Source organism: Pseudomonas sp. 20P_3.2_Bac5 (assembly GCF_025466035.1).
Taxonomy (GTDB): Bacteria; Pseudomonadota; Gammaproteobacteria; order Pseudomonadales; family Pseudomonadaceae; genus Aquipseudomonas.
In genome coordinates, this window is sequence record NZ_JANLOA010000118.1 from 32,915 (window position 1) to 58,245 (window position 25,331).

Below are 25,331 nucleotides of genomic sequence, written 5' to 3' on the forward strand. Positions count from 1 at the left end.
CGGAATGCCCCTCTACAACCGGTAAAGTCGGGCGCGCCCGCGGCCTTCGTTGCCTGTTTTGGCCTTGCCTGGCCTTCGTTCGAATACATTTTTCCAGAGCCCTGGGCCGTTGGAGACCCTTGTAATGCCCGATCACGATGTACGTCTGCAGCACCTCAACGTCTGGCTCGATGAGCAACTTGCACGTCTTTTCCAACAGCAGGGCTGGGGTCCGGTTCCCGCCGGCAGCCTGACGGCCGCCAGCAGCGATGCGAGTTTCCGCCGCTACTTCCGCTGGCAGGCCGATGGCCGCAGCTTCATCGTGATGGACGCACCGCCGCCCCAGGAGAACTGCCGTCCTTTCGTCGATATCGCCCGCCTGCTGGCCAGTGCCAATGTCAATGTGCCGGTTATTCATGGTGAAGACCTGGAGCGCGGCTTCCTTTTGCTGAGCGACCTGGGCAACCAGACCTACCTCGATGTGATCGACACCGGCAATGCCGACGCCTTGTTCCACGACGCGATCGACGCACTGCTCGCCTTCCAGCACCTGCCCATGGACGCTCCGCTGCCGAGCTACGATGTGGCGCTGCTGCGCCGCGAGCTTGAGTTGTTCCCCGAGTGGTATGTCGGCCGCGAGCTCAACGTGACCCTCGATGAGCAGCAGGCCGCAGCCTGGCAGCGCATCAGCAGCCTGCTGATCGACAGCGCTTTGGCCCAGCCGAAGGTCCTGGTGCACCGCGACTACATGCCGCGCAACCTGATGCGCAGTGTGCCGAACCCCGGCGTACTGGACTTCCAGGACGCCGTCTACGGTCCGGTCACCTATGACATCACTTGCCTGTTCAAGGACGCCTTCCTCAGTTGGCCGCAGCCGCAGGTGCTCGGCTGGCTGCGCGACTACTGGCAACGTGCCCAGGCCGAGGGCATCCCGGTGCAGGCGGATTTCGAGGACTTCCATCGCGCCAGCGACCTGATGGGCGTGCAGCGCCATCTGAAAGTGATCGGGATCTTCGCCCGTATCTGCCACCGCGACGGCAAGCCGCGCTACCTCGCCGACGTGCCGCGTTTCTTTGCCTATATAGATGAAGTGATTTCCCGGCGGCCGGAGTTGGCCGAACTGGGCGAATTGATCGTCAGTCTTCGCGCGGCTGCGGAGGCGCGTCCATGAAGGCGATGATCCTCGCGGCCGGCAAGGGCGAACGGATGCGTCCGCTGACCCTGCACACGCCAAAGCCGCTGGTGCCGGTGGCGGGTGTGCCGTTGATCGAATATCACCTGCGCGCGCTGGCGGCGGCAGGATTCACCGAAGTCGTCATCAACCATGCCTGGCTCGGCCAGCAGATCGAGGACCACCTCGGCGATGGTTCGCGGTGGGGGCTGAGCATCCGCTTCTCCGCCGAGGGCGAGCCGCTGGAAACCGGTGGTGGGATCTTCAAGGCCTTGCCGCTGCTGGGTGACGAGCCGTTCGTGCTGGTCAACGGTGATATCTGGACCGACTACGACTTCACCCGCCTGCGCCAGCCGCTGCAAGGGCAGGCGCATCTGGTGCTGGTGGACAATCCCGGGCATCACGGCGCCGGCGATTTCCGCCTGGATGCCGGAGAAGTGCGCGACGGTGAGGGTGCCAGCGATACCTTGACCTACAGCGGTATCGCCGTGATCCATCCGGCGCTGTTTGCCGGTTGCCAGGCGGGCGCTTTCAAATTGGCTCCACTGCTGCGTCACGCCATGGCTTCCGGCCAGGTCAGCGGCGAGCATTTCCGTGGGCACTGGGTGGATGTCGGGACGCTGGAGCGTCTTGCCGAAGTCGAGCACCTGCTCGCTGAGCAGCGCTGAGATGTTGTGGCCGAGCACAGTGATTGGTGCCGGAGCCGGCTTTGCCCTCGCCAGTATTCCTGGCGCGTTGCTGGGGGCGTTGCTCGGCCAGGCGATGGACCGCCGACTGCAATTGCACAGTTGGGCGCACCTGCGGGAAAAGCTGGGCGGGCGTCCGGTGCTGCGGGACGACGAAGTGCTGTTCGTGCTACTGGGGCGCCTTGCCAAAAGCGGCGGCCGGGTGCTCGAAGGGCATATTCAGCAGGCGCGCCACGAGATGCAGCGGCTTGAGATGGACACCGCCGGCCGCAAGAAGGCCATCGCCGCGTTCAATCGCGGCAAGGCCGGGCGCGAAAAAGTGGACGGGCACCTGCGCCGCCTGAAGGAACAGCCGCATGCTGCCGAAGGCGTATTGCGTGCCTGTTGCCGCATGGCCTGGGCCGAAGGCCGTGCCGGGCGCGAACAGAAGGAGCTACTGGTGAACTGGGGGCAGCAACTGGGCTGGTCGGCGGCCAAGGTGCAGGCGCTGGCGGGTGACTACGAGCCGCGCAAAGCTGCGCTTGAGGGGGCGGGCAGTTATCCCGAGGCGTTGCGCTTGCTCGGTGTGACGGCGGAGGCCGAGCCCGGCCAGATCAAGCAAGCCTACCGGCGCCTGCTGAGCCGCCATCATCCGGACAAGCTGCAGGGCAGCGGCGCCAGCCCGGCCCGGGTCCGCGAGGCGACCGAGCGCACGCGGGAACTGCATCAGGCCTACTCAATCATCCGCAAGCGCCACGGTTTTTAGTCCACCTGACTCGGGCTCAACCATCCGCGAATCCGCCTGAACAATTGCTCCTGCTCTGCAGTGCGGTTGCCGGGCATCGCGGTCAGCGCCACTTGCCGGTAGTTGCTGTCCTTGAGCCGCTTGCTGGCCTGCAGGCGTTGTCTTGCTGCCTGGCGGGCCTGTTCCTGATCGCTGTAATAGAAGTCGGCGGTCGGCACTTTCAGCGACGGGGTCAGGCTGTCCAGGCTGTGTTCGGCCTTCGGCGGTGTCTGTGCGGCCACCAGCACCAGTTTCTGCACCTGGGCTGGCTGGCGTTCGCTCAGGTAACGGGTCGCCCAGTAGGCGCCGCTGCCATTTCCGATCACGACAATACTGCGCGCGTTCTGCTGCTGGGCGTAGGCCACGGCGGCATCGAGGCGGGCGAAAATCCGTTCGGCGTCGGTGCTGTCACTGCTTGCACCGCCGCCCGCTACACCAGGTGCGTCAGGAGTTTCCGCTTCCGGCGCGGTGGCCTGGGCGATGTTGGCGTTGGCGTCGGCGGGCGTGTCTTTCGCCGGTGCGGCTTTGCTGGTGTCAGCGGCTTCCGGTGCAGGTGCGGGACTTTCGCTGCGGGCAACCGGGCTTTCGGTCAGCAGGTCGGGTAGCGACAGACTCAGGGTGCCCCACTCGGCATCGGGAAACTTGCGCCGCAGCGGGCCGACGGTCTTCGGCCAGTCGGCGGTTTCTCCCGCGCCGGCGAGAATTACCAGAACGCCATGGGGAGAAGGGCTATTGGCCGGCTTCCACAAGGCCAGGAAGTTATCGCTGCCGGCTTGCAGGGTTTGCTGTTCTTCCTTGGGCACCTGACGTTCCAGCGCCAGCGCGTCTTCCTGACTCCGCTCGGCCAGCGGCTGACGTTGAACTACGGCGGCGTCCTTCGTGGTTTCTGGCGTTTTGCCATCCTCGGCGAGCACGGTACACGGTAGTATCAAGGTCAGGCATAACGTAGGAAGCGTCGTGCGATAGAGTGAGAACATTGATCGATCCAGGCCAGAATGATACCGGCAGCCTAATGGTATTTGTCCGGAACGGCCACGCCTCGCGACCGTCCTTCTATTGACGAGATTCAAGATGATTCGTTTGTGCCGTCTGTGGGTTATCGGCTGTTTTTGCTTGCCCTTGATCGTCTGGGCCGCGCCCGCGCCGACTACGGTGCAGTTGGACCCGGCGCAACGGCAGTGGCTTGAGCAGCACCGCAGCCTGCGGGTCGGCATGGTGCTGCAAGCCCCCTTTGCCCAGTTCGACCGGCGTTTGCAGCAGCTGTCCGGGGTCAACGTCGAGCTGATGAACATGCTCGCCCGCAGCCTTGGCCTGGACCTGACCTGGCGCAATTTCTCCGATCAGGCCGAACTCGAACGGGCGCTGGCCGGCGGCGAGGTCGACCTGGCACCGGGCCTGACCCAGACGCCCGCAGGCCTGCGCCTATGGTTGTTCAGCGATCCGTACATGCGCGTGCCGCAGCTGATCGTCGGTCCGCGCAGCGGTGCGGTGGCGGTGGATCTGGAGAAGATCGGCGACGTCGAACGGGTCGCCGTGCGCATGCCCAGCGCCGTGGCCGACTACCTGCGCGCCACCTATTCCAATCTCAACCTGCAAGGCGTGCCGGGCGAGCGCCAGGCCCTGCAACTGGTGGTCGGCGAGCAGGCGCGCTACGCGGTGGTGGATGAGGCGCAACTGAGCCGGCTGTCGCGGGAGAGCGAATTCAGCGAGCTGGCGGTGGTCGGCGATATCGGTTTCCCGCAATTGCTCCGGGTCGCCTCACGGCGTGACTGGCCGCTGCTCGCCGACATCCTCGAGCGTGGCCTGCAGGCGATTCCGGCCAAGGAGCTGGAGCAACTTCACTCGCGTTGGTTGCAGCCCAAGTACCCGCGGTTGAGCGAGTCGCCGGGCTTCTGGCAGAACCTTGCGCTGTTGTTCGCCGCGCTGTTTTTCAGCGGGGTGGCCATCATCATTTGGCAGCGCCGCCAGCAGCATTTCCTTGAGCACAGCCTGCTGACCGCGCGGGAAGACCTGGCCCAGCGGTTGTCCCGCGAAGAGGAACTGCGCCTCAGCCAGTTCTCTCTCGATCAGAGCACGGTGGGCATTCTCTGGGTGCACTGGGACAGCCATGTGCGCTATGCCAACCACGCCGTGGAAACGATGCTCGGCTATCAGCCGGGGGCGATGGCCGAGCGGCCGTTGATCGACTTCGATCCTGAGCTGCACATGGACCGCTGGCTGGATTTGTGGAAGCGCGCGCGGGCCAGCGATGAGTCCGCCCAGCGTTTCGAAACCCGCTGGCTGCGCGCCGATGGCAGCTTGCTGCCGGTGGACATGTCGCTGAGCTTCCTGCGCTTTCGTGATGCCGAGTACCTGGTGGTGTTCCTCACCGACGTGACCGAACGCCGCCGTGCCGAAGCCGCCCAGCGCGAAAGCGAGGCACGGCTCAAGGGTATCGCCGCCAACGTGCCGGGGCTGGTGTTCCGCCTGGAGCGCGATCCCGGCATCGACGAATTGGAATTTCCCTACATCAGTGAAGGCAGCGAGGCGCTGGTCGGCTACGCGCCGGCAGAAATCCAGCACCCGGACATGGGCCTGCGCAGCCTGGTCCACAGCGCCGACCGCGCCGACTATCACCGTGTCCAGGATCAGGCGCTGGCCAGCGACAGCGACTGGTCCTGGCAGGGGCGCATCCTCACCCGCCAGGGCGAACAGCGCTGGGCAGACATCAAGGCCAGTGCCCGCAAACTCAGCGGTGGCCGGGTGGTCTGGGACGGTATCGTCTGGGACATCACCCAGAGCAAGCAGGTCGAGCTGGAACTGGCCCGTTCCCAGGAGCAACTGCGGGAACTGGCTGCACACCTGGAAAGCGTGCGAGAGGAAGAAAAGGCGCGGATTGCCCGGGAAGTCCATGACGAGTTGGGGCAGATGCTCACAGTGTTGAAACTGGAGACATCAATGTGCGAACTGGCCTACGCCGACCTCGACCCCGGTCTGACGGAGCGGTTGGGCAGCATGAAGCGTCTGATCGCCCAACTGTTCCAGTTGGTCCGCGATGTGGCCACGGCCTTGCGGCCGCCGATTCTCGATGCGGGCATCGCTTCGGCGATCGAATGGCAGGCCCAGCGTTTCGAAGCGCGCACGCAGATTCCGTGTCTGGTGCAGGTCCCGGAAAACCTGCCGCCGCTCAGCGATGCCAAGGCCACCAGCCTGTTCCGCGTGTTGCAGGAGGCGCTGACCAATGTCATGCGCCATGCCCAGGCGCATACTGTCGAAATAACACTGCACCTCGACGGCCCCATGCTGTGCCTGATTATCAGCGACGATGGCCTTGGGTTCGTGCGGGACGACAGCCGTCCCACTTCCTTCGGGCTGGTGGGCATGCGCGAGCGGGTGTTGATGCTCGGTGGTGACATGCACCTTGAAAGCGAGCCGGGCGAGGGCACCAGCCTGCGCGTGCGCATACCTCTGGATTGAGACAGGAGCGAAAAAGTGATTCGAGTTCTGGTTGCCGAAGACCACACCATCGTGCGCGAAGGCATCAAGCAACTGATTGGCCTGGCCAAGGACATGCAGGTGGTGGGCGAGGCGGGCAACGGCGAGCAGTTGCTGGAGACGCTGCGGCACACCGCATGCGAAGTGGTCTTGCTGGATATTTCCATGCCCGGGGTTAATGGCCTGGAGGCGATCCCGCGGATTCGCGCGTTGAACTCGCCGCCAGCGATCCTGGTGCTGTCGATGCACGACGAAGCGCAGATGGCGGCGCGGGCATTGAAAGTCGGTGCTGCAGGCTATGCCACCAAGGACAGCGACCCGGCGCTGTTGCTCACCGCCATTCGCCGCGTGGCGGGCGGCGGGCGCTATATCGACCCGGACCTGGCCGACCGTATGGTCTTCGAAGTCGGCCTCACGGATGCCCGGCCGCTGCATTCGCTGTTGTCGGAGCGCGAGTTCTCGGTGTTCGAGCGTTTGGCCCAGGGCGCCAACGTCAACGACATCGCCCAGCAGCTGGCGCTGAGCAACAAGACCATCAGCACCCACAAGGCGCGGCTGATGCAGAAACTCAACGTGACGTCGTTGGCGGAATTGGTGAAGTACGCGATGGAGCACAAGCTGCTCTGACTGTTCTGAAAGCGACAGGGATTGCGGTGTTCCCTTTCGCGAGCAAGCTCGCTCCTACCGGGGGGAGTGTGGGGGCGCGCTTGCTCGCGAAGGGGTGCATACCTAAAACCGCCATCCTTGTAGGGCAATCCCTACAGCCACCTTTCCAACCGGCTGATATCAATCTCTCAGCCCCCCCGATTTGCTCAGCCCCGACCCTTCTCTACGCTTGGATCACAGCAGTCATCCAATAAAAGGTGCGGGTATGAGTGAGGTCAATTCGAGCGCTGGAACCGGCGAAGTGCTGGTCAGCTTCCGTGGTGTGCAGAAGAGCTACGACGGCGAATCGCTGATCGTCAAAGACCTCAACCTGGACATTCGCAAGGGCGAGTTCCTGACCCTGCTCGGCCCGTCCGGTTCGGGCAAGACCACCAGCCTGATGATGCTGGCCGGTTTCGAGACGCCGACCGCTGGCGAGATCCAGCTGGCCGGCCGTTCGATCAACAACGTGCCGCCGCACAAGCGCGACATCGGCATGGTGTTCCAGAACTACGCGCTGTTCCCGCACATGACCGTGGCCGAGAACCTGGCGTTCCCCCTCACCGTGCGCAACCTGAGCAAGACCGACGTCAGCGAGCGGGTCAAGCGCGTGCTGAACATGGTCCAGCTTGATGCCTTCGCCCAGCGCTATCCGGGCCAGCTTTCCGGTGGTCAGCAGCAGCGTGTGGCCCTGGCCCGGGCGCTGGTGTTCGAGCCGCAACTGGTGCTGATGGACGAACCCCTCGGCGCACTGGACAAGCAACTGCGTGAACACATGCAGATGGAGATCAAACACCTGCACCAGCGCCTGGGCGTGACCGTGGTCTACGTGACCCACGACCAGGGCGAAGCGCTGACCATGTCCGACCGCGTAGCGGTATTCCACCAGGGCGAGATCCAGCAGATCGCCGACCCGCGCACCCTCTACGAAGAGCCGAAGAACACCTTCGTCGCCAACTTCATCGGCGAGAACAACCGCATCAACGGGCGCTTGCTCAGCCGTGACGGCGACCGCTGCCTGGTGTCCCTGGCACGCGGCGAGAAAGTCGAGGCGCTGGCGGTCAACGTCGGTGAGCCAGGCGAGCCGGTGACCCTGTCGGTGCGTCCGGAACGCGTGCGCCTGAACGGCCACAGCGAAAGCTGCGTCAACCGTTTCTCTGGCCGGGTGGCCGAATTCATCTACCTGGGCGACCACGTGCGGGTACGCCTGGAAGTTTGCGGCAAGGCCGATTTCTTCGTGAAGCAGCCTATCGCCGAACTCGACCCGGCCCTGGCCGTGGGCGACGTGGTACCACTGGGCTGGGCGGTCGAGCACGGACGTGCGCTCGATCCGCTTCTGGAAGCCCAATGAGGTTTGCGATACCAACCCCTGCAACGTGGAGAAAATAAGAATGCTCAAGCACTTGAAGTTGACCGCACTGACTCTGGGACTGTTCGCTGCGACCCAGGCGATGGCGGCAAGCGATCTGACCGTGATTTCCTTCGGCGGCGCCAACAAGGCGGCCCAGGTCAAGGCGTTCTACGAACCGTGGGAAAAGGCGGGCAACGGCAAGATCGTCGCGGGTGAATACAACGGTGAGATGGCCAAGGTCAAAGCCATGGTCGACACCAAAAGCGTGTCCTGGAACCTGGTGGAAGTCGAATCGCCGGAACTGGCTCGCGGCTGCGACGAAGGCATGTTCGAAGAGCTGGATCCTTCGTTGTTTGGCGATGAGTCCGACTACGTTCCCGGCGCTATCCAGCCGTGCGGCGTAGGCTTCTTCGTCTGGTCCACGGTCATGGCCTACAACGCCGACAAACTGAAGACCGCGCCAATCAGTTGGAAAGACTTCTGGGACACCAAGAACTTCCCGGGCAAGCGCGGCCTGCGCAAGGGCGCCAAGTACACCCTGGAATTCGCCCTGATGGCCGACGGCGTTGCGCCGAAGGACGTCTACAAGGTGCTCGGCACCAAGGAAGGCCAGGACCGCGCCTTCAAGAAACTCGACGAGCTGAAACCGAGCATCCAGTGGTGGGAAGCCGGCGCCCAGCCGCCGCAGTACCTGGCCTCGGGTGACGTGGTGATGAGCTCGGCCTACAACGGCCGGATCGCCGCGGTACAGAAAGAAAGCAACCTGAAAGTGGTGTGGAACGGCGGCATCTACGACTTCGACGCCTGGGCCATTCCGAAGGGCGCGAAAAACGCCGAAGAGGCGAAGAAGTTCATCGCCTACTCGGTCAAGCCTGAGCAGCAGAAGATCTACTCGGAAAACATCGCCTACGGTCCGGCCAACTCCAAGGCGGTCGCGCTGCTGTCCGACGAGATCAAGAAGGACATGCCGACCACCCCGGAAAACATCGCCAACCAGGTGCAGATCGACGTGGCGTTCTGGGCTGACAACAGCGAACAGTTGGAGCAACGCTTCAACGCCTGGGCGGCCAAGTAAGCCGTGCTGACAGGGCGCCGGTGCTGACACCGGCGCCCCCTGTTTCCAAGATTTTCCGGAGTTCGCTATGGCCATCGCAGTGCCCCTCAAAGAAGGCGCAGGTTCCAACCTCAAGCAGCGTCTGGCGCGTGCCGAGCGGGTCAACCGCTGGAAGGCGCAGGCGCTGATCGCGCCCCTGGCGCTGTTTCTGTTGCTGGTGTTTCTCGTGCCGATTGCCGCGCTGCTGTACAAGAGCGTCGGCAACCCCGAGGTCGTCAGTGGCCTGCCGCGCACCGTGGTCGCCGTGGCCGAGTGGGATGGCAAGAGCCTGCCGGGCGAGCCCGTGTACAAGGCGCTGAGCGAAGACCTCGCCGAATCGCGCAAGAACCAGACCCTGGGCGACCTGTCCAAGCGTCTGAACATGGAACTGGCCGGCTACCGCAGCCTCCTGGCGAAAACCGCCCGGGCCCTGCCGTTCAAGACCGAACCGGCTTCCTATAAAGATGCCATGCAAGAGCTGGACGAGCGCTGGGGCGACCCCGCCTACTGGCAGGCGATCCGCCGCAACACCAGCAGCGTGACCCCGTTCTACCTGCTGGCAGCCGTCGACCATCGCATCGACGACCTGGGCGAACTGGCCCCGGCCACCCCGGACCAGGCCATTTACCTGGACATCTTCACCCGTACCCTGTGGATGGGCTTCGTCATCACCGCCATCTGCCTGGTGCTGGCTTACCCATTGGCGTACCTGCTGGCCAACCTGCCGACCCGGCAGAGCAACCTGCTGATGATTCTGGTGCTGCTGCCCTTCTGGACGTCGATTCTGGTGCGGGTTGCCGCGTGGATCGTGCTGCTGCAATCGGGCGGACTGATCAACAGCGCGCTGATGGCGCTGGGGATCATCGACAAGCCGCTGGAACTGGTGTTCAACCGCACCGGCGTGTACATCTCGATGGTGCACATCCTGCTGCCGTTCATGATCCTGCCGATCTACAGCGTGATGAAAGGCATCTCGCCGACCTACATGCGGGCCGCGATCTCGCTGGGTTGCCATCCGTTCACCAGCTTCTGGCGCGTGTACTTCCCGCAGACCTACGCCGGTGTCGGCGCCGGTTGCCTGCTGGTGTTCATCATGGCCATTGGTTACTACATCACCCCGGCACTGCTGGGCAGCCCGAACGACCAGATGGTCAGCTACTTCGTGGCCTTCTACACCAACACCAGCATCAACTGGGGCATGGCGACCGCGCTGGGCGGACTGCTGTTGCTCGCCACCGTGCTGCTGTACCTGATCTATAGCTGGCTGGTCGGCTCCAGCCGCCTGCGTCTGAGCTGAGGAGCGAATTCATGCTGAGCCCCTACATGTCGCCCGTCGAGCGGGTCTGGTTCTACAGTTTGCGCATTCTCTGCGGCCTGATCCTGCTGTTCCTGGTGTTGCCGGTGCTGGTGATCATCCCGTTGTCGTTCAACTCCGGCAGCTTCCTGGTCTATCCGCTGCAAGGCTTCTCGCTGCAGTGGTACCACAACTTCTTCGCCTCGGATGAGTGGATGCGGGCGTTGACCAACAGCATCATCGTCGCCCCGGCGGCCACCGCACTGGCGATGGTCTTCGGCACCCTGGCCTCGATCGGCCTGACCCGCGGGGACTTTCCCGGCAAGTCGCTGATCATGGCCCTGGTGATTTCGCCGATGGTGGTGCCGGTGGTGATCATCGGTGTGGCCAGCTACCTGTTCTTCGCGCCGCTGGGGCTGGGCAACAGCTTCATTTCGCTGATTCTGGTGCACGCGGTGCTGGGTGTGCCGTTCGTCATCATCACGGTGTCGGCGACCCTGCAGGGCTTCAACCACAACCTGGTGCGGGCCGCCGCGAGCCTGGGTGCTTCGCCGGTGACTGCATTCCGCCGGGTGACCCTGCCGCTGATCGCGCCGGGGGTGATTTCGGGGGCACTGTTCGCCTTCGCCACCTCGTTCGATGAAGTGGTGGTGACCCTGTTCCTCGCCGGTCCCGAGCAGGCCACCCTGCCACGGCAGATGTTCAGCGGTATCCGTGAGAACCTCAGCCCGACCATCGCCGCTGCAGCGACCCTGCTGATTGCTTTCTCGGTCGTTCTGCTGCTGACCCTGGAATGGCTGCGCGGTCGCAGTGAGAAAATGCGTACGCAACAACCGGAATGATCTTTCCTGGGGCCGGCCAGCCGGCCCCGGACTGCATCCGTCGAGGTGTTTGACACCGGGCAGCCCCAGGCCGGTTGCGTGAGGTACAATGCGCGCCACCGTGAAATTGCCTACAGGTGCGCCATGCAGCCCTTCGCTATTGCCCCCTCGATTCTTTCCGCCGACTTCGCCCGCCTGGGCGAGGAAGTCGATAACGTGCTGGCCTCCGGCGCCGACATCGTTCACTTCGACGTGATGGACAACCACTACGTGCCCAACCTGACCATCGGCCCGATGGTCTGCTCGGCGCTGCGCAAGCACGGCGTGACCGCGCCGATCGATGTGCACCTGATGGTCAGCCCGGTCGACCGCATCATCGGCGACTTCATCGAGGCTGGCGCTACCTACATCACCTTCCACCCGGATGCCACCCTGCACGTCGATCGCTCGCTGCAACTGATCCGCGACGGCGGTTGCAAGGCCGGTCTGGTGTTCAACCCGGCTGCTGGTCTGGAAGCGCTGAAGTATGTGATGGACAAGGTCGACATGATCCTGCTGATGAGCGTCAACCCAGGCTTTGGCGGCCAGAAGTTCATCCCCGGCACCCTCGACAAGCTGCGTGAAGCCCGCGCGCTGATCGACGCCAGCGGTCGCGATATCCGCCTGGAAATCGACGGTGGCGTGAACGTCAACAACATCCGCGAAATCGCCGCCGCTGGCGCCGACACCTTCGTTGCGGGCTCGGCGATCTTCAACACGCCGAACTACAAGGAAGTCATCGACAAGATGCGCGCCGAACTGGCTCAGGCCCGCCCATGAGCGGTTTCGAGCAGCTGTTCCCCGGGAGTCTGCCCAGGCTGGTGATGTTCGATCTGGACGGTACCCTTATCGACTCCGTCCCGGACCTGGCGGTGGCGGTCGATCGCATGCTGCTCGAAATGAATCGCGCGCCGGCCGGCATCGACGCGGTGCGCGAGTGGGTTGGCAATGGTGCTCCGGTGCTGGTGCGCCGGGCGCTGGCCGGTGGCATCGACCATAGCGCGGTGAGCGACGACGAGGCCGAGCGCGGTCTGGAAATCTTCATGGAAGCCTATGCCGAGAGCCACGACCTGACGGTGACCTACCCCGGGGTGCACGACACCCTCAAGTGGCTGCACCAGCAGAAAGTGGAAATGGCGCTGATCACCAACAAGCCGGAGCGCTTCGTCGGCCCGCTGCTGGACCAGATGCAGATCGGTCGCTATTTCCGATGGATCATCGGCGGTGACACGCTGCCGCAGAAGAAGCCGGACCCGGCGGCGCTGCTGTTTGTCATGCAGATGGCTGGCGTGCAGGCGCACGACGCCCTGTTCGTCGGTGACTCGCGCAGTGACGTGCAGGCGGCGAAGGCTGCGGGCGTACAGTGCGTCGGCCTGACCTACGGCTACAACCATGGCCGGCCAATCAGCGACGAATCGCCCGCCCTGGTGATCGACGATTTGCGCGCCTTGCTCCCGGTTGCTTCGGTGCAGCCACTGAGCTAACGTTGGCGGACCTCAATTCCCCCCTTGGTAGAGATTCCATCGTGGTAGCACCCGGCAAACTCTGGATGAAAGTCATCAAGGCCCTGGCCCGTTGGCGTTGGCGCGCCTGACTCCTCTCCGGCCGGCTCTGATCCGGCACGTTTGCCATTCGACTTTTCTTGCCCTACTGCCACGAGGCAATCATGATCCGCGAAGAATTCCTGCGCCTGGCCGCTGCCGGCTATAACCGCATTCCCCTGGCCTGCGAAACCCTGGCCGACTTCGACACACCGCTGTCGATCTACCTGAAGCTCGCCGACCAACCCAACTCCTATCTGCTCGAATCGGTGCAAGGCGGCGAGAAGTGGGGCCGTTACTCGATCATCGGTCTGCCGTGCCGCACCGTGCTGAGGGTGTATGACCATCAGGTCCGGATCACCCACGACGGCGTCGAAATCGAGCGCCACGATGTGGAAGATCCGCTGGCCTTCGTCGAAGCCTTCAAAGAACGCTACAAGGTGCCGACCATTCCTGGCCTGCCGCGCTTCAACGGCGGCCTGGTCGGTTACTTCGGCTATGACTGCGTGCGGTATGTCGAGAAGCGCCTGGGCAAGTGCCCGAACCCGGATCCGCTGGGCGTGCCGGATATCCTGCTGATGGTGTCCGACGCGGTGGTGGTCTTCGATAACCTCGCAGGCAAGATGCACGCCATCGTTCTCGCCGATCCGTCCCAGGACGATGCCTACGAGCAAGGTCAGGCGCGACTGCAGGACCTGCTCGAACAACTGCGTCAGCCGATCACCCCGCGCCGTGGCCTCGACTTCAGCGGTGCGCAGGCTGCCGAGCCTGAGTTCCGCTCCAGTTTCACTCAGGCTGACTACGAGCGCGCCGTCGATACCATCAAGGAATACATTCTCGCCGGCGACTGCATGCAGGTCGTGCCGTCGCAACGGATGTCCATCGACTTCAAGGCCGCGCCGATCGACCTGTACCGTGCGTTGCGCTGCTTCAACCCGACGCCGTACATGTACTTCTTCAACTTTGGCGATTTCCACGTGGTCGGCAGCTCGCCGGAAGTGCTGGTGCGGGTCGAAGACAATCTGGTCACCGTGCGTCCGATTGCGGGCACCCGTCCACGTGGCGCCAACGAGGAAGCCGACCGGGCACTTGAAGAAGACCTGCTGTCCGATGACAAGGAAATCGCCGAGCACCTGATGCTGATCGACCTGGGCCGCAACGACGCGGGTCGTGTGTCGGAAACCGGTTCGGTCAAGGTCACCGAGAAGATGGTCATCGAGCGTTATTCCAACGTGATGCACATCGTTTCCAACGTCACCGGCCAACTGAAGAGCGGCCTGACCGCGATGGACGCGCTGCGCGCCATCCTGCCGGCGGGCACCTTGTCCGGTGCGCCGAAGATTCGCGCGATGGAAATCATCGACGAGCTGGAGCCGGTCAAGCGTGGCGTCTACGGTGGCGCGGTGGGTTATTTCGCCTGGAACGGCAACATGGACACCGCCATTGCGATTCGCACCGCGGTGATCAAGGACGGTGAGCTGCATGTGCAGGCCGGTGGCGGCATCGTCGCCGACTCGGTGCCGGCGCTGGAGTGGGAGGAAACCATCAACAAGCGTCGCGCAATGTTCCGCGCGGTGGCGCTGGCTGAGCAGACGCCGAAACAGTGATGCCTGATCGCGAGCAAGCTCGCTCTTACAGGAATGCACCAAACCCTGTAGGAGCGAGCTGGCTCGCGATAGGCCGCTGTCAGAACTCCAGGCTCAGCGCCAGATTGACCCCCTGCTGAGTCAGCTCATCGCTCTTGCGCCAGTTATAGCCGCCACGCAGCGCCAACCCCGGCGCCAGGCTCTGGCTCAACCCCACACTCACCCGGTTGAGATTGCTCTGCGGCGTATAGCCGGTCAGGGTGAAGTCGTTGGCCGGCAGGCTGTTGAGGTGCAGGGTCAGGTCCTGACGGTCGTCCTCGAACTCATGCTCATGGGCCACTTCGCCGAACAGCAGCGTCGCCGGCGCTACCCGGTATTTGCCCTGCAAGCCCACGCCCAGCCGCCGTGAGTCGCGTTTCTGATCGTCGAAGGTCAGTGCCGTGGCGCGCGCACCTTTTTCGCTGTAGCCATCCACCTCGACACGGGCGTAATCGGCGCTAACGAACGGCGAAAGCTGCCAGTCGCTGCCCGGCGCGGCCAGCTCGAAGCCGAGGCGGGCGGAGACGGCAAGCAAGTCGCCATCGGTGTCACCTTTCTCGCTGCGGTTGTTCGGGCCGAGGGCGAAGGTACGCTCGAGGTCGTCGTAGTCCAGCCGGCCACCGGTCAGCGCCGCATCTGCCCACCAGCGGCCTTGATGGAACTGCGCGAAGGCGGTGGCGAGGTAGCTGTCGAGGCGGTAGTCGGAGTCCTGCGCGCCGGCTTCCAGTTTCTGCCGGTACACGCCGCCAGCGATGCCGGCGCGCCAGGCTTCATCGAGGCGGTAGCTGCCACCAACGGTCAGGTTGTAGCCGCGACCGTCGGCGCTGGCGGAACTGCGCTGGCTGTCGAAGTCGAGGTTCTGGCCACCTGCCGCCACAATCGCCTGCCATTGCCCGGCTGGCTGCCAGTCGGCCTGCCACTGATTGCGCAGTTCGTCCTGGTGGGCGCGCAATGTGCCGTGGGCCATTTCCGGTAGCAGCGTTAGTTCCCAGGGCGCGGAGAGGATCGAATAGCCGTAGTCGGCAATCATCCGTTGGCCGGCGATGGTCGGGTGCACCGAGTCGTTGAACAACAGCTTGGTCGGATCCGGGGTGGTGCCGTTGGCGCCATACACCGGATTCTGCACGCAGCCATTGCCGCTGTAGCAGGTATTGATCAGGTTCTGATCGCTGGCCAGGCCGAACTGCACCGGTGAGGCGAGGGCCTCCTGAAACAGCAACGGGATGTTCAGCGGGATGATCTCGGCGTCGATCCGGGCGAGGCTGGCGACGAGTGTCTGGTTGAAGACGGCGCTGAGCTGCGAACTCGGGCCTTGCAGCGGTGTGCCGTTGAGGGCAGGCGTCAGGCCGAGATCGGGCAGCAGCCAGACCATGATGTAACGTGCGCCCGCCTGTTGCAGGGCCTGGGCGCTGGCGGCCAGTTGGGTTGCCGACGTGGCGGCTCCGACGGGGGAGGTGATCAACCCCTGAAGGAAGTCGTTGCCGCCACCGGTCAGGTAATACAGGGCATTGGGATCGGCCAGTCGTCCGCCGGCAAGGTAGCCGGGCTTCTGCCGCAGTACCGTGCCCGCACCGGGGTTGCCGGGCGGGATCACCACCAGCGATTCGCCGGTGATGGATTGGAAGATCTGGTCGGTGCGATAGCCTCCGGTTGCCCAGTTGTTGCCGTCGGGGATACCGAGGGCTGCATTCATGGGCGAAGTGGAGGCATTCAGGTCACCGGGTGCGATTCCGAGGTAGCCACCCAGGATCATCGGCGACACGGGCGCAAAGCTGCCGTCGGCATTGCGGTTGGTGTAGCGCTGGCTGGTGCCTGGCGCCCCGGCTGAGTCGGGAAACTGCCCGGCATCGGCGAGGCTGTCGCCGAAAACGATCATGGTGGAGTAAGGCGAGGGGCTTGCAATAGCGGTGGAGCAGGCTGCGGCCAGCAGACATGCAGCGGATTGACGCAGATAACGGCACTTTCTCATCGCAAGAGTCCTTTTTTTGTCTTTGTTTTTGGTATTGCGTCCGAAGAAAGTAGCAAATACCCCGGATCCTGCCTTGTCGATATTGCACGCAATGTTTCCGTGAGCTACTGTGCCGAAACGTATGAACGAGACCTACCCCGTGTTGATCGTCAGCAAACTCTTGATGCGCGTTATCAAGGCCCACGCCCGTTGGCGTTGGCGCGCCTGACTTTATCTCCCGCCGGCCAGTGCCGGCCCGTTACGTTTTGCCTTTCCGAAATCGCTTCACGCCCCGCAACAGCGCACACCTGCTGTGCGTCGGGCAGCCCTGTATCGCGAAAGGCGGTTATTCAAAGTCAGTATTCAAGAGGTTGAACCCAGATGTTACTGATGATCGACAACTACGATTCCTTCACCTACAACGTCGTGCAGTACTTCGGCGAGTTGGGGGCGGAGGTCAAGGTCATTCGCAACGACGAACTGACCATCGCCCAGATCGAAGCCCTGCAGCCCGAGCGCATTGTCGTCTCTCCCGGTCCGTGCACCCCGACCGAAGCCGGTGTTTCCCTCGAAGCCATCAAGCATTTCGCCGGCAAGCTGCCGATCCTGGGCGTGTGCCTGGGCCACCAGTCCATCGGCCAGGCTTTCGGCGGTGAGGTGGTCCGTGCCCGCCAGGTCATGCACGGCAAGACCAGCCCTGTAGTACACGAGAACACAGGCGTGTTCACCGGCCTGAACAATCCGCTGACCGTGACCCGCTACCACTCGCTCGTGGTGAAGCGCGAGACTCTGCCTGATTGCCTTGAACTGACTGCCTGGACCGCGCTGGAAGACGGTTCGATCGACGAAATCATGGGCCTGCGTCACAAGACCCTGAACGTCGAAGGCGTACAGTTCCACCCCGAATCGATCCTCACTGAGCAGGGCCACGCGCTGTTCGCCAATTTCCTCAAGCAGACCGGCGGCCACCGCTAAGGATTGAATATGGATATCAAGAACGCGTTGGGTCGGATCGTCGATCAGCTGGACCTGTCCACCGAGGAAATGCGCGGTGTGATGCGCCAGATCATGACCGGTCAGTGCACCGAGGCGCAGATCGGCGCCTTCATGATGGGCATGCGCATGAAGAGCGAAAGCATCGACGAGATCGTCGGTGCCGTTTCGGTCATGCGCGAGCTGGCTGACAAGGTCGAGCTCAACAGCCTCGACGGCGTGGTCGACGTGGTTGGCACCGGCGGCGATGGCGCGAATATCTTCAACGTGTCCACCGCGTCGGCCTTCGTCGTTGCCGCCGCCGGTTGCACCGTGGCCAAGCACGGCAACCGCGCCGTTTCGGGCAAGAGCGGCAGCGCCGACCTGCTGGAAGCCGCCGGTATCTATCTGAACCTGACGCCGGTCCAGGTCGCTCGTTGCATCGACAGCGTGGGCATCGGCTTCATGTTCGCCCAGACTCACCACAGCGCCATGAAATATGCCGCCGGCCCGCGTCGCGACCTGGGTCTACGCACCCTGTTCAACATGCTCGGCCCGCTTACGAATCCGGCCGGGGTCAAGCATCAGGTGGTCGGCGTGTTCACCCAGGCGCTGTGCCGTCCGCTGGCCGAAGTGCTGCAGCGTCTCGGCAGCAAGCACGTGTTGGTGGTGCACTCCAAGGACGGGCTGGACGAGTTCAGCCTGGCCGCGCCGACCTTCGTTGCCGAACTGAAGAACGGCGAGATCAGCGAATACTGGGTCGAGCCCGAAGACCTCGGCATGAAGAGCCAGAGCCTGCACGGCTTGTCGGTAAGCGGTCCGGAAGAATCGCTGGCGCTGATTCGCGACGCCATTGGCCGGCGCAAAACCGAAAACGGCCAGAAGGCCGCGGAGATGATCGTGCTCAACGCCGGCGCCGCGCTTTACGCCGCGGACCATGCCATGAGCCTCAAGCAGGGCGTCGAGCTTGCTCACGATGCGCTGCACACCGGCCTTGCCCGGGAAAAACTCGAAGAGCTGGGCGCCTTTACCGCGGTATTCAAGCAGGAGAACGAAGGATGAGTGTGCCGACGGTTCTGGAAAAGATCCTCGCCCGTAAGGTCGAGGAAGTCGCCGAGCGTAGCGCCCGGGTCAGCCTCGCCGAACTGGAACGTCTGGCGGCTGCCGCCGACGCGCCGCGCGGATTCGCCAACGCCCTGATCGAGCAGGCCAAGCGCAAGCAGCCAGCGGTGATCGCCGAGATCAAGAAAGCATCGCCGAGCAAGGGCGTGATCCGCGAGGACTTCGTGCCCGCCGATATCGCCGTCAGCTACGAGAAGGGTGGGGCAACCTGCCTGTCGGTGCTGACCGATGTTGATTACTTCCAGGGCGCCGACGTCTATCTGCAGCAGGCCCGTGCCGCGGTGCAACTGCCGGTGATCCGCAAGGACTTCATGATCGATCCGTACCAGATCGTCGAAGCCCGCGCCCTGGGCGCCGACTGCGTGCTGCTGATCGTCTCCGCTCTGGATGACGTGAAGATGGCCGAACTGGCGGCCACCGCCAAGAGCGTCGGCCTCGACGTGCTGGTGGAAGTGCACGACGGTGACGAGCTGGAGCGCGCGCTGAAGACCCTCGACACCCCGTTGGTCGGCGTCAACAACCGCAACCTGCACACCTTCGAAGTGAGCCTGGAAACCACCCTCGACCTGTTGCCACGCATCCCTCGCGATCGCCTGGCCATCACCGAGAGCGGCATCCTCAATCGCGCCGATGTCGAGCTGATGGAAATCAACGAGGTCTACTCGTTCCTGGTGGGCGAAGCCTTCATGCGTGCCGAACAGCCAGGGCTGGAGTTGCAGCGCCTGTTCTTCCCGGGACGCGTGGTGCAAGGCCTGAACGGGCTGGACTGATCCCTTCGAAAGCCGGCATTCATTGCCGGCTTTTTTCTTTCAGGATGATTGTCATGACTGAACAACCTGTTGCCGTCACCGTCGAGGCCGGGCTGCATGCCGAGCAGGATCTGCTGGCGGCCGTTTGCAAGGGCGAGCGTGATCACGGCGTGCTGTTCTGGCGCCCTACGGACCGGGCGCTGGTGATGCCACGGCGCATGAGCCGGCTGGAGGGCTTCGAGGCCGCTTGCGGCGAACTGGCGATTTCCGGCTGGCCGGTATTGTTGCGCGAGACGGGCGGCGAGCCGGTGCCGCAATCGCCTGCGGTGATCAATATCGCGTTGGTGTATGTGGCGCCGCGCAGCGAAGGCGATAACGGACGCATCGAGAACGCTTACCTGCGCCTGTGCGAGCCGTTGTGCGAGGTGCTGCGGGAATGGGGCGGGGTGGCGTCGGTCGGTGAGATCGAAGGGGCGTTCTGCGACGGGCGTTACAACGTCAACCTCAATGGTCGCAAGTTGGTCGGCACGGCCCAGCGCTGGCGTCAGGGCCTCGGTGGCAAACGACCGGTTGTGCTGGTGCATGGGGCGCTGCTGCTGGATAACGAGCGCGAGTCGATGGTGGCGGCGGTCAACCGCTTCAATGAATGTTGCGAGCTGGAACAGCGCTGTCTGGCCGACAGTCACATCGCCCTGCATGAAGTGGTCCCCGAAGCGCCGCTGCTGGAGCGGCTGGCCCAGGCTTACGCCCGGACCATCGAGGCTATCCCCAAGGATTGACCCTGGGTTCAGCGCGTGCCGAAGACCACCATGGTCTTGCCCTTCACGTTGACCAGGTTGCGTTCTTCCAGGTCCTTCAGAACGCGACCGACCATCTCCCGTGAACAACCCACGATCCGGCCGATTTCCTGGCGGGTGATCTTGATCTGCATGCCGTCCGGGTGAGTCATGGCGTCCGGCTGCTTGCACAGCTCCAGCAGGCAGCGGGCAACCCGTCCGGTGACATCGAAGAAGGCGAGATCGCCGACCTTGCGGGTGGTGTTGCGCAGGCGCTGGGCCATCTGGCTGCCCAGGGCATAGAGAATGTCCGGATCCTGGCGTGCCAGTTCGCGGAATTTCTCGTAGCTGATTTCCGCGACCTCGCATTCGGTCTTGGCCCGTACCCAAGCACTGCGGTGTTGCTCCTTGCCCGCAGGCTCGAACAGGCCCAGTTCTCCGAAGAAATCACCGCTATTGAGGTAGGCGATGATCATTTCCCTGCCCTCATCGTCCTCGATAAGGATCGTGACCGAGCCCTTGACGATGAACGACAGGGTATCGGCTGTGTCGCCAGCACTGAGGATGTTGGTTTTTGCTGCAAAACGACGACGCTGGCAATGAGCGAGCAACTTGTCGACGTTTTTGATCTTGGCTGGAAGTGCTGCGGCAACCATGGTTAAGCCCCGAAATACGCGGTCCGTGAGTATTCTTGTAGGTGGGATGGGTGCAAAACGCCATCAATTTGGCGCCAGTTTATCAGACCACCCTCTGTGTCGGCAGATTTGATCGAACGCTTAAGTCTTTTCGCCTGTGCGTGTAGGGACTAAGCTGGCAGCCATTTTTTCAAGCAAGGGGAGACCGGTTAATGAAGGCGCGTATCCAGTGGGCCGGTGAGGCCATGTTCCTCGGTGAATCGGGCAGCGGCCACGTCGTGGTAATGGACGGTCCGCCCGATGCCGGTGGTCGCAATCTCGGTGTCCGTCCGATGGAAATGCTGCTGTTGGGCCTGGGCGGCTGCAGCAATTTCGATGTGGTCAGCATCCTGAAGAAATCCCGCCAGGCCGTGGAAAGCTGCGAAGCCTTCCTGGAAGCCGAGCGGGCGGATGAAGACCCGAAGGTCTTCACCAAGATTCACCTGCGCTTTGTGGTCAAGGGGCGTGGTCTGAAGGAAGCGCAGGTCAAGCGTGCCGTGGAACTGTCCGCGGAGAAGTACTGCTCGGCCTCGATCATGCTGGGCCGCGCGGGTGTGGACATCACCCACAGCTACGAGATCGTCGAACTCGGCTGAGCCGTGGCAACTTCCACGGAGCCCGACAGCTCCGTGGCAAGGTTCAGCGACGCAACCCCGGCAACAATGCCATCACGCCCGTCGGAATGGCGGCGCGCAATGTCGCGCTCAAGCGCTCGCGATGCTTCTGATACAGCAGCCCCAGGCCAATCACGCCCAGGCCGATCACGCTCAATACCAGCGGGAACAGCAGCGAGTCGGCGAACACTTCATACGACAGATAACCCAGGTACGCCGCCACGCCCAGTGCGCCGAAGACCATGAACATCGGCCGGCGCAACAGCACGGCGATCAACATCAGCCCCAGGTTGATCAGGCAGTACAGGGCCTTGCCCACTTCACTGTCGCTGTTCATCGACGTCAGTCCTCCCCAGAACGCCAGCAATCCGGCCAGGTAGCCCCAGAAGGCGAAGTCCTGGCGGGTGCGGCCGTCGATCAGCAGGAACACCATCAGCAACCCCAGGCCGAACCAAAGCGACACCTGCTGGCGCTGATCCCAGTCGAACGGTGAGCCATAAAGCCATTCCGTCAGGTCCATGGAAATGAACCACAGCGCGAGGGCGATCGGCATGACGATGAACGGGAAAGGGATCAGCCGCAGCATCAGCAGGCCGGCGCACACCGTCGCCAACTCCATCAGCAGCCAGCCGCCTTGCACGTAGGTGTAGTAGTGGTGGTAGTTGGACTGGTTGTCGTCCAGTGGCCAGAAGCCGGCGAGGCGCTCAATGGCGAACACCGCCAGCGGCACGATGCTGACCGCCACTGCGGCGAGGACGCCTCCGGGAATGAGCTGGCCTCGGCGTTGCAACGCCAGGCCGCCCAGGGTCAGCAGCAGAATGTAGGCCAGCGCAACCGTCAGCAGCGCGCCATCGCCGATGCGCATCCAGGCTTCACTGAGCAGCCAGCCCATGGCGCCCATGATCAGCAGGGCGCCAAGGTAGAAGGCGACGTGGGCCAACTGGAAGCTGGCCTGTCGTGGCGTCTGCTGCTCCAGAAAGGACAGCAGCGCCTGTTTTTGCGCGGCGTCGAGGACGCCCGCGTCGACCGCGCGGGTCAGGTCACTGGCATCGAAGCGCCCGGTCATGGCGGATCAGATGCGGTAGGTGCTTTTGGTCATGACCTTGGCCATCAGGCTCATGCCAAATTTGACCGGGGCCGGGAAGCGGAAGCCGCCAGCGTTGAGCGCCGACTCGGCGTGGTGCTCTTCGTCGATACGCATCTGTTCGAGGATGGCGCGGGATTTCTCATCTTCCGGCGGGATCTGCTCCAGGTGCTCGTCCAGGTGCTTGCAGACCTGGTGCTCGGTAGCGGCGACGAAACCCAGGCTGACTTTGTCGCTGATCAGCCCGGCAAAGGCGCCAATGCCGAAGGACAGGCCGTAGAACAGCGGGTTGAGCACGCTCGGATGGCTGCCCAACTGACGGATGCGCTGTTCGCACCAGGCCAGGTGGTCGATTTCTTCATCGGCGGCTTGTTCCATGGCCTTGCGCACTTGCGGCAGCTTGGCGGTCAAGGCTTGGCCCTGATACAGCGCCTGGGCGCAGACTTCGCCGGTGTGGTTGATGCGCATGAGGCCAGCGATGTGGCGGGTCTGTTTCTCGTCGAGCTCGGACTCGGGCTGGACGATCGCCGGGGACGGGCGGGTAGGTTGGCCGCTGAAGGGCAGCAAGGTGCGCATGGCGGTGTCGGCCTGCAGCAACAAGCGGTCGAGCGGGGAATATTGACGTTCGGTAGCCATCGGGCACCTCCGCAAGAATGTGCCCGACAGTTTAACCCAATCGATGTGACAGGGCTTGCGCTGGATCAGCCCGGTGGCCAGTGCATTTGGCGCTGGCCGAGCACGTGCATGTGGATGTGGTAGACCGTCTGCCCGCCCAGCTCGTTGCAGTTCATCACGACGCGGAAACCGTCTTCGCAGCCCAGTTCCTTGGCCAGCCGCTGCGCGGTGAACAGGATGTGTCCGGCCAGGCCCTTGTCTTCCTCGGTGAGGTCGTTGAGGGTGCGGATCGGCTTTTTCGGGATTACCAGGAAATGTACCGGGGCCTGGGGGGCGATATCGTGGAACGCCAGGACCTGGTCGTCTTCGTAGATGATCTTGGCCGGGATCTCCCGGTTGATGATCTTGGTGAAAATAGTTTCCACAACGCTTGCTCCATGGTGGTGGTCGGGCCTGAGTGTACTCAGCCCGCGCGCCGCCGCCCAGTAGCGATTCGATTCAGCGCGGGCAGTAGGCGCGGTTGATGGCGCCGGCCAGTTTGCGGCTCATCCAGCGTGTCAGCAGACGCGGACTGAAGGCCAGCCAGCGGTTGCGCCGGCCGGGAATGATGATCGCCTTGTTGCGGTCCAGCGCGCGAACTGTGTAGAGCGCCACTTCTTCGGGGCTCAGGCAGCGCTTGCCGGACTCGAGGCGCGGGATGCGCCGGTTGGGCGAGCGGACCGGCCCGGGGCAGAGGACCGAGACCTTGATGCCAGTTTGCTTCAGTTCCTCGCGCAACCCTTCGGAGAAGTGCAGCACGTACGCCTTGCTGGCGGCATAGCTGCTCATCCATGGGCCCGGCGCGAAGGCGGCCAGCGACGCGACATTGAGAATCTGCCCGCCGCCCTGCACGGCCATGGCATTGCCCATGGCATGGCACAGGCGGGTCAGGGCGATGATGTTCACTTCGATGAGGTCTTGCTCGTCGGCCCATTCCTGCGCGAGGAAATGACCGTAGGAACGAATCCCGGCGCAATTGACCAGCAGGTCGATGTGCCGATCGCTTTCTTCGAGCTCCAGCAGGAAGCCCGACAAGCGCAGCGGCTCGCCGATATCGCAGGCGCGGAACAAGACTTCCACGCCGAAACGCTGGGTCAGCTCGATGGCGACGGGTTCCAGCAGGTCGCGCTGGCGTGCCACCAGGATCAAGTTGCGCCCCCGACGCGCCAATGCTTCGGCCAGTGCCAGGCCCAGACCGCTGGAGGCACCGGTGATCATGGCGTAACGGGTCATGCAGTTCTCCAATGGCGGGGGCGTTTGAAAGGGCGGCCTAGTCTACACAAAGGCCGCTCGCTCAGCGCGGCCAGTGCGTGCCGAGGCGCTGGGCGTTGGCCAGGGCCTGGCGATATTCGGTGTCCAGGCGCTCGATCAGTGCCTGTGTCGGCAACTGCTCATCGATACCGCCCACGCCTTGGCCGGCGGACCAGACGGTCTTCCAGGCCTTCGCTTCGTCGTGAATAGGTTTGAGCTGGATCTCGCCACCCTTGTTCAGGTTGGCCAGGTCGTAGCCGGCTTTCTCCAGGCTCTGGCGCATGAAGCTCGCCGGCACGCCGGACACCGCTGGCGTATGAACGATATCGGCGGCCTTGGCTTGCAGCAGCATGTCCTTGTATTGCGCAGGCGCCTGGCTTTCCTGGCTGGCAATGAAGTGGGTGCCGAGATAGGCCAGGTCGGCGCCCAGCAGTTGCGCGGCGAGAATTTCACGGCCTGTGTTCAGGCACCCGGCCAGCAACAAGGTCTTGTCGAAGAACTGGCGAATCTCGCTGACCAGGGCGAACGGGCTCCAGGTCCCGGCATGCCCGCCGGCGCCTGCCGCGACCGCGATCAGGCCATCGACCCCGGCCTGTGCAGCTTTCTCGGCATGGCGGCGGGTGGTGACATCGTGAAACACCAGGCCGCCGTAGCTGTGCACGGCATCCACGACTTCCTTGACCGCCCCGAGGCTGGTGATGACGATCGGCACCTTGTGCTCGATACACACCGCCAAATCCGCCTGCAGGCGCGGATTGCTCTGATGGACGATCAGGTTCACCGCGTAGGGAGCTGCGCGCTCAAGCCCGTCCAGCCCCGCCTCGATTTCTTCCAGCCAGGCCTTGAAACCGGTGGTTTCGCGCTGGTTCAGGGCCGGGAAACTGCCCACCACGCCATTGCGACAACAGGCGAGCACCAGTTGCGGGTTCGATATGAGAAACATCGGCGCCGCCACCACGGGCAGGCGCAGGCGTTGTTCGAGCAGGGCAGGCAGTGACATGGCGG

At 63.5% G+C, this 25,331-nt stretch carries 24 protein-coding genes and 1 pseudogene; 17 read left to right on the forward strand and 8 right to left on the reverse strand.

What is annotated here, in order from left to right; translation table 11 throughout:
- The first annotated feature begins 124 nt into the window (after positions 1-124).
- The 3 genes from NTD88_RS21590 to NTD88_RS21600 are packed head-to-tail and all read left to right on the forward strand — an operon-like array spanning position 125 to position 2,581.
- Complete coding sequence (locus NTD88_RS21590) at positions 125-1,150, forward strand: aminoglycoside phosphotransferase family protein (RefSeq protein WP_262131211.1); 1,026 nt, start codon at positions 125-127, stop codon at positions 1,148-1,150.
- Positions 1,147-1,818: an N-acetylmuramate alpha-1-phosphate uridylyltransferase MurU gene (gene murU, locus NTD88_RS21595; protein WP_095156149.1), complete on the forward strand. Its 672-nt coding sequence runs from the start codon at positions 1,147-1,149 to the stop codon at positions 1,816-1,818. The genes NTD88_RS21590 and murU overlap by 4 nt, the downstream gene beginning before the upstream one ends.
- Position 1,819: 1 nt before the next feature.
- Positions 1,820-2,581: a DnaJ domain-containing protein gene (locus NTD88_RS21600; protein WP_095156148.1), complete on the forward strand. Its 762-nt coding sequence runs from the start codon at positions 1,820-1,822 to the stop codon at positions 2,579-2,581.
- On the opposite strand, the gene NTD88_RS21605 is transcribed toward NTD88_RS21600, so the two are convergent.
- Positions 2,578-3,576: an alpha/beta hydrolase family protein gene (locus NTD88_RS21605; RefSeq protein ID WP_262153384.1), complete on the reverse strand. Its 999-nt coding sequence runs from the start codon at positions 3,574-3,576 to the stop codon at positions 2,578-2,580. The genes NTD88_RS21600 and NTD88_RS21605 overlap by 4 nt on opposite strands.
- Before the next feature lie 94 nt (positions 3,577-3,670).
- Between NTD88_RS21605 and NTD88_RS21610 the strand changes: the two genes are divergently transcribed.
- The 9 genes and pseudogenes from NTD88_RS21610 to trpE all read left to right on the forward strand — a co-directional run bounded on the left by NTD88_RS21610 (position 3,671) and on the right by trpE (position 14,464).
- Positions 3,671-6,055, forward strand: a complete 2,385-nt coding sequence (locus NTD88_RS21610; protein ID WP_262153383.1) for a PAS domain S-box protein — start codon at positions 3,671-3,673, stop codon at positions 6,053-6,055.
- A 15-nt stretch (positions 6,056-6,070) separates the two neighbouring features.
- The gene (locus NTD88_RS21615) at positions 6,071-6,700 is read left to right on the forward strand and encodes a response regulator transcription factor (RefSeq protein WP_095156145.1); all 630 of its coding nucleotides are present in this window, start codon (positions 6,071-6,073) and stop codon (positions 6,698-6,700) included.
- Positions 6,701-6,944: 244 nt separating this feature from the next.
- On the forward strand, positions 6,945-8,069 hold the full coding sequence (locus tag NTD88_RS21620) for an ABC transporter ATP-binding protein (protein ID WP_095156144.1): 1,125 nt from the start codon (positions 6,945-6,947) through the stop codon (positions 8,067-8,069).
- A 40-nt stretch (positions 8,070-8,109) separates the two neighbouring features.
- Entirely contained in the window at positions 8,110-9,144 is a 1,035-nt protein-coding gene (locus NTD88_RS21625) for an ABC transporter substrate-binding protein (RefSeq protein WP_262153382.1), read from the forward strand.
- A gap of 67 nt (positions 9,145-9,211) precedes the next feature.
- Entirely contained in the window at positions 9,212-10,459 is a 1,248-nt protein-coding gene (locus tag NTD88_RS21630) for an ABC transporter permease (RefSeq protein WP_095156142.1), read from the forward strand.
- A gap of 11 nt (positions 10,460-10,470) precedes the next feature.
- Positions 10,471-11,298, forward strand: a complete 828-nt coding sequence (locus tag NTD88_RS21635) for an ABC transporter permease (protein ID WP_095156141.1) — start codon at positions 10,471-10,473, stop codon at positions 11,296-11,298.
- Positions 11,299-11,421: 123 nt separating this feature from the next.
- Complete coding sequence (gene rpe / locus NTD88_RS21640) at positions 11,422-12,096, forward strand: ribulose-phosphate 3-epimerase (RefSeq protein ID WP_095156140.1); 675 nt, start codon at positions 11,422-11,424, stop codon at positions 12,094-12,096.
- A pseudogene (locus NTD88_RS21645) lies at positions 12,093-12,910 on the forward strand (phosphoglycolate phosphatase). Before rpe ends, NTD88_RS21645 begins: the two are co-directional and overlap by 4 nt.
- Before the next feature lie 72 nt (positions 12,911-12,982).
- Positions 12,983-14,464 (forward strand): anthranilate synthase component I, encoded by a 1,482-nt coding sequence (gene trpE / locus NTD88_RS21650; RefSeq protein ID WP_262131205.1) that lies wholly within the window; start codon positions 12,983-12,985, stop codon positions 14,462-14,464.
- A gap of 79 nt (positions 14,465-14,543) precedes the next feature.
- On the opposite strand, the gene estP is transcribed toward trpE, so the two are convergent.
- A complete protein-coding gene (gene estP, locus NTD88_RS21655; protein ID WP_262153381.1) occupies positions 14,544-16,451 on the reverse strand; it encodes an esterase EstP in 1,908 nt (635 codons plus the stop codon).
- A 360-nt stretch (positions 16,452-16,811) separates the two neighbouring features.
- On the opposite strand from estP, the gene NTD88_RS21660 reads away from it, so the two are divergent.
- From NTD88_RS21660 to NTD88_RS21675, 4 genes are read left to right on the forward strand one after another with little or no spacing between them, the layout of a single operon-like run.
- A complete protein-coding gene (locus tag NTD88_RS21660) occupies positions 16,812-17,405 on the forward strand; it encodes an aminodeoxychorismate/anthranilate synthase component II (RefSeq protein ID WP_095156137.1) in 594 nt (197 codons plus the stop codon).
- Positions 17,406-17,414: 9 nt separating this feature from the next.
- Complete coding sequence (gene trpD, locus NTD88_RS21665) at positions 17,415-18,464, forward strand: anthranilate phosphoribosyltransferase (RefSeq protein ID WP_095156136.1); 1,050 nt, start codon at positions 17,415-17,417, stop codon at positions 18,462-18,464.
- Positions 18,461-19,294, forward strand: coding sequence for an indole-3-glycerol phosphate synthase TrpC (gene trpC, locus NTD88_RS21670; RefSeq protein WP_095156135.1), 834 nt, complete (start codon positions 18,461-18,463; stop codon positions 19,292-19,294). The genes trpD and trpC overlap by 4 nt, the downstream gene beginning before the upstream one ends.
- A 53-nt stretch (positions 19,295-19,347) precedes the next feature.
- On the forward strand, positions 19,348-20,052 hold the full coding sequence (locus NTD88_RS21675) for a biotin/lipoate A/B protein ligase family protein (protein ID WP_095156134.1): 705 nt from the start codon (positions 19,348-19,350) through the stop codon (positions 20,050-20,052).
- Positions 20,053-20,060: 8 nt separating this feature from the next.
- On the opposite strand, the gene crp is transcribed toward NTD88_RS21675, so the two are convergent.
- Positions 20,061-20,705 (reverse strand): cAMP-activated global transcriptional regulator CRP, encoded by a 645-nt coding sequence (crp, locus tag NTD88_RS21680; RefSeq protein WP_095156133.1) that lies wholly within the window; start codon positions 20,703-20,705, stop codon positions 20,061-20,063.
- A gap of 191 nt (positions 20,706-20,896) precedes the next feature.
- On the opposite strand from crp, the gene NTD88_RS21685 reads away from it, so the two are divergent.
- Positions 20,897-21,319, forward strand: coding sequence for an OsmC family protein (locus NTD88_RS21685; protein WP_262131203.1), 423 nt, complete (start codon positions 20,897-20,899; stop codon positions 21,317-21,319).
- Positions 21,320-21,362: 43 nt separating this feature from the next.
- Here the strand turns inward: NTD88_RS21685 and NTD88_RS21690 are convergent, their stop codons facing one another.
- From NTD88_RS21690 to NTD88_RS21710, 5 genes are all read right to left on the reverse strand, one after another.
- Positions 21,363-22,403: a DUF2157 domain-containing protein gene (locus NTD88_RS21690; protein WP_262153380.1), complete on the reverse strand. Its 1,041-nt coding sequence runs from the start codon at positions 22,401-22,403 to the stop codon at positions 21,363-21,365.
- 6 nt (positions 22,404-22,409) lie between these two features.
- Positions 22,410-23,057, reverse strand: coding sequence for a 2-polyprenyl-3-methyl-6-methoxy-1,4-benzoquinone monooxygenase (gene coq7 / locus NTD88_RS21695; RefSeq protein WP_262153379.1), 648 nt, complete (start codon positions 23,055-23,057; stop codon positions 22,410-22,412).
- A gap of 65 nt (positions 23,058-23,122) precedes the next feature.
- Positions 23,123-23,461, reverse strand: coding sequence for a histidine triad nucleotide-binding protein (locus NTD88_RS21700; protein WP_009408519.1), 339 nt, complete (start codon positions 23,459-23,461; stop codon positions 23,123-23,125).
- A 73-nt stretch (positions 23,462-23,534) separates the two neighbouring features.
- Positions 23,535-24,308: an SDR family NAD(P)-dependent oxidoreductase gene (locus NTD88_RS21705; protein ID WP_095156129.1), complete on the reverse strand. Its 774-nt coding sequence runs from the start codon at positions 24,306-24,308 to the stop codon at positions 23,535-23,537.
- A 61-nt stretch (positions 24,309-24,369) separates the two neighbouring features.
- Positions 24,370-25,326: an NAD(P)H-dependent flavin oxidoreductase gene (locus NTD88_RS21710; protein ID WP_262153378.1), complete on the reverse strand. Its 957-nt coding sequence runs from the start codon at positions 25,324-25,326 to the stop codon at positions 24,370-24,372.
- Between the last annotated feature and the right edge of the window lie 5 nt (positions 25,327-25,331).

Bases quoted from the DNA above. Each gene is read 5' to 3' on its own strand.
- NTD88_RS21590 (WP_262131211.1), top strand. From the start codon at position 125: ATGCCCGATCACGATGTACGTCTGCAGCACCTCAACGTCTGGCTCGAT.
- murU (WP_095156149.1), top strand. From the start codon at position 1,147: ATGAAGGCGATGATCCTCGCGGCCGGCAAGGGCGAACGGATGCGTCCG.
- NTD88_RS21600 (WP_095156148.1), top strand. From the start codon at position 1,820: ATGTTGTGGCCGAGCACAGTGATTGGTGCCGGAGCCGGCTTTGCCCTC.
- NTD88_RS21605 (WP_262153384.1), bottom strand. From the start codon at position 3,576: ATGTTCTCACTCTATCGCACGACGCTTCCTACGTTATGCCTGACCTTG.
- NTD88_RS21610 (WP_262153383.1), top strand. From the start codon at position 3,671: ATGATTCGTTTGTGCCGTCTGTGGGTTATCGGCTGTTTTTGCTTGCCC.
- NTD88_RS21620 (WP_095156144.1), top strand. From the start codon at position 6,945: ATGAGTGAGGTCAATTCGAGCGCTGGAACCGGCGAAGTGCTGGTCAGC.
- NTD88_RS21625 (WP_262153382.1), top strand. From the start codon at position 8,110: ATGCTCAAGCACTTGAAGTTGACCGCACTGACTCTGGGACTGTTCGCT.
- NTD88_RS21630 (WP_095156142.1), top strand. From the start codon at position 9,212: ATGGCCATCGCAGTGCCCCTCAAAGAAGGCGCAGGTTCCAACCTCAAG.
- NTD88_RS21635 (WP_095156141.1), top strand. From the start codon at position 10,471: ATGCTGAGCCCCTACATGTCGCCCGTCGAGCGGGTCTGGTTCTACAGT.
- rpe (WP_095156140.1), top strand. From the start codon at position 11,422: ATGCAGCCCTTCGCTATTGCCCCCTCGATTCTTTCCGCCGACTTCGCC.
- trpE (WP_262131205.1), top strand. From the start codon at position 12,983: ATGATCCGCGAAGAATTCCTGCGCCTGGCCGCTGCCGGCTATAACCGC.
- estP (WP_262153381.1), bottom strand. From the start codon at position 16,451: ATGAGAAAGTGCCGTTATCTGCGTCAATCCGCTGCATGTCTGCTGGCC.
- NTD88_RS21660 (WP_095156137.1), top strand. From the start codon at position 16,812: ATGTTACTGATGATCGACAACTACGATTCCTTCACCTACAACGTCGTG.
- trpD (WP_095156136.1), top strand. From the start codon at position 17,415: ATGGATATCAAGAACGCGTTGGGTCGGATCGTCGATCAGCTGGACCTG.
- trpC (WP_095156135.1), top strand. From the start codon at position 18,461: ATGAGTGTGCCGACGGTTCTGGAAAAGATCCTCGCCCGTAAGGTCGAG.
- NTD88_RS21675 (WP_095156134.1), top strand. From the start codon at position 19,348: ATGACTGAACAACCTGTTGCCGTCACCGTCGAGGCCGGGCTGCATGCC.
- crp (WP_095156133.1), bottom strand. From the start codon at position 20,705: ATGGTTGCCGCAGCACTTCCAGCCAAGATCAAAAACGTCGACAAGTTG.
- NTD88_RS21685 (WP_262131203.1), top strand. From the start codon at position 20,897: ATGAAGGCGCGTATCCAGTGGGCCGGTGAGGCCATGTTCCTCGGTGAA.
- NTD88_RS21690 (WP_262153380.1), bottom strand. From the start codon at position 22,403: ATGACCGGGCGCTTCGATGCCAGTGACCTGACCCGCGCGGTCGACGCG.
- coq7 (WP_262153379.1), bottom strand. From the start codon at position 23,057: ATGGCTACCGAACGTCAATATTCCCCGCTCGACCGCTTGTTGCTGCAG.
- NTD88_RS21705 (WP_095156129.1), bottom strand. From the start codon at position 24,308: ATGACCCGTTACGCCATGATCACCGGTGCCTCCAGCGGTCTGGGCCTG.
- NTD88_RS21710 (WP_262153378.1), bottom strand. From the start codon at position 25,326: ATGTCACTGCCTGCCCTGCTCGAACAACGCCTGCGCCTGCCCGTGGTG.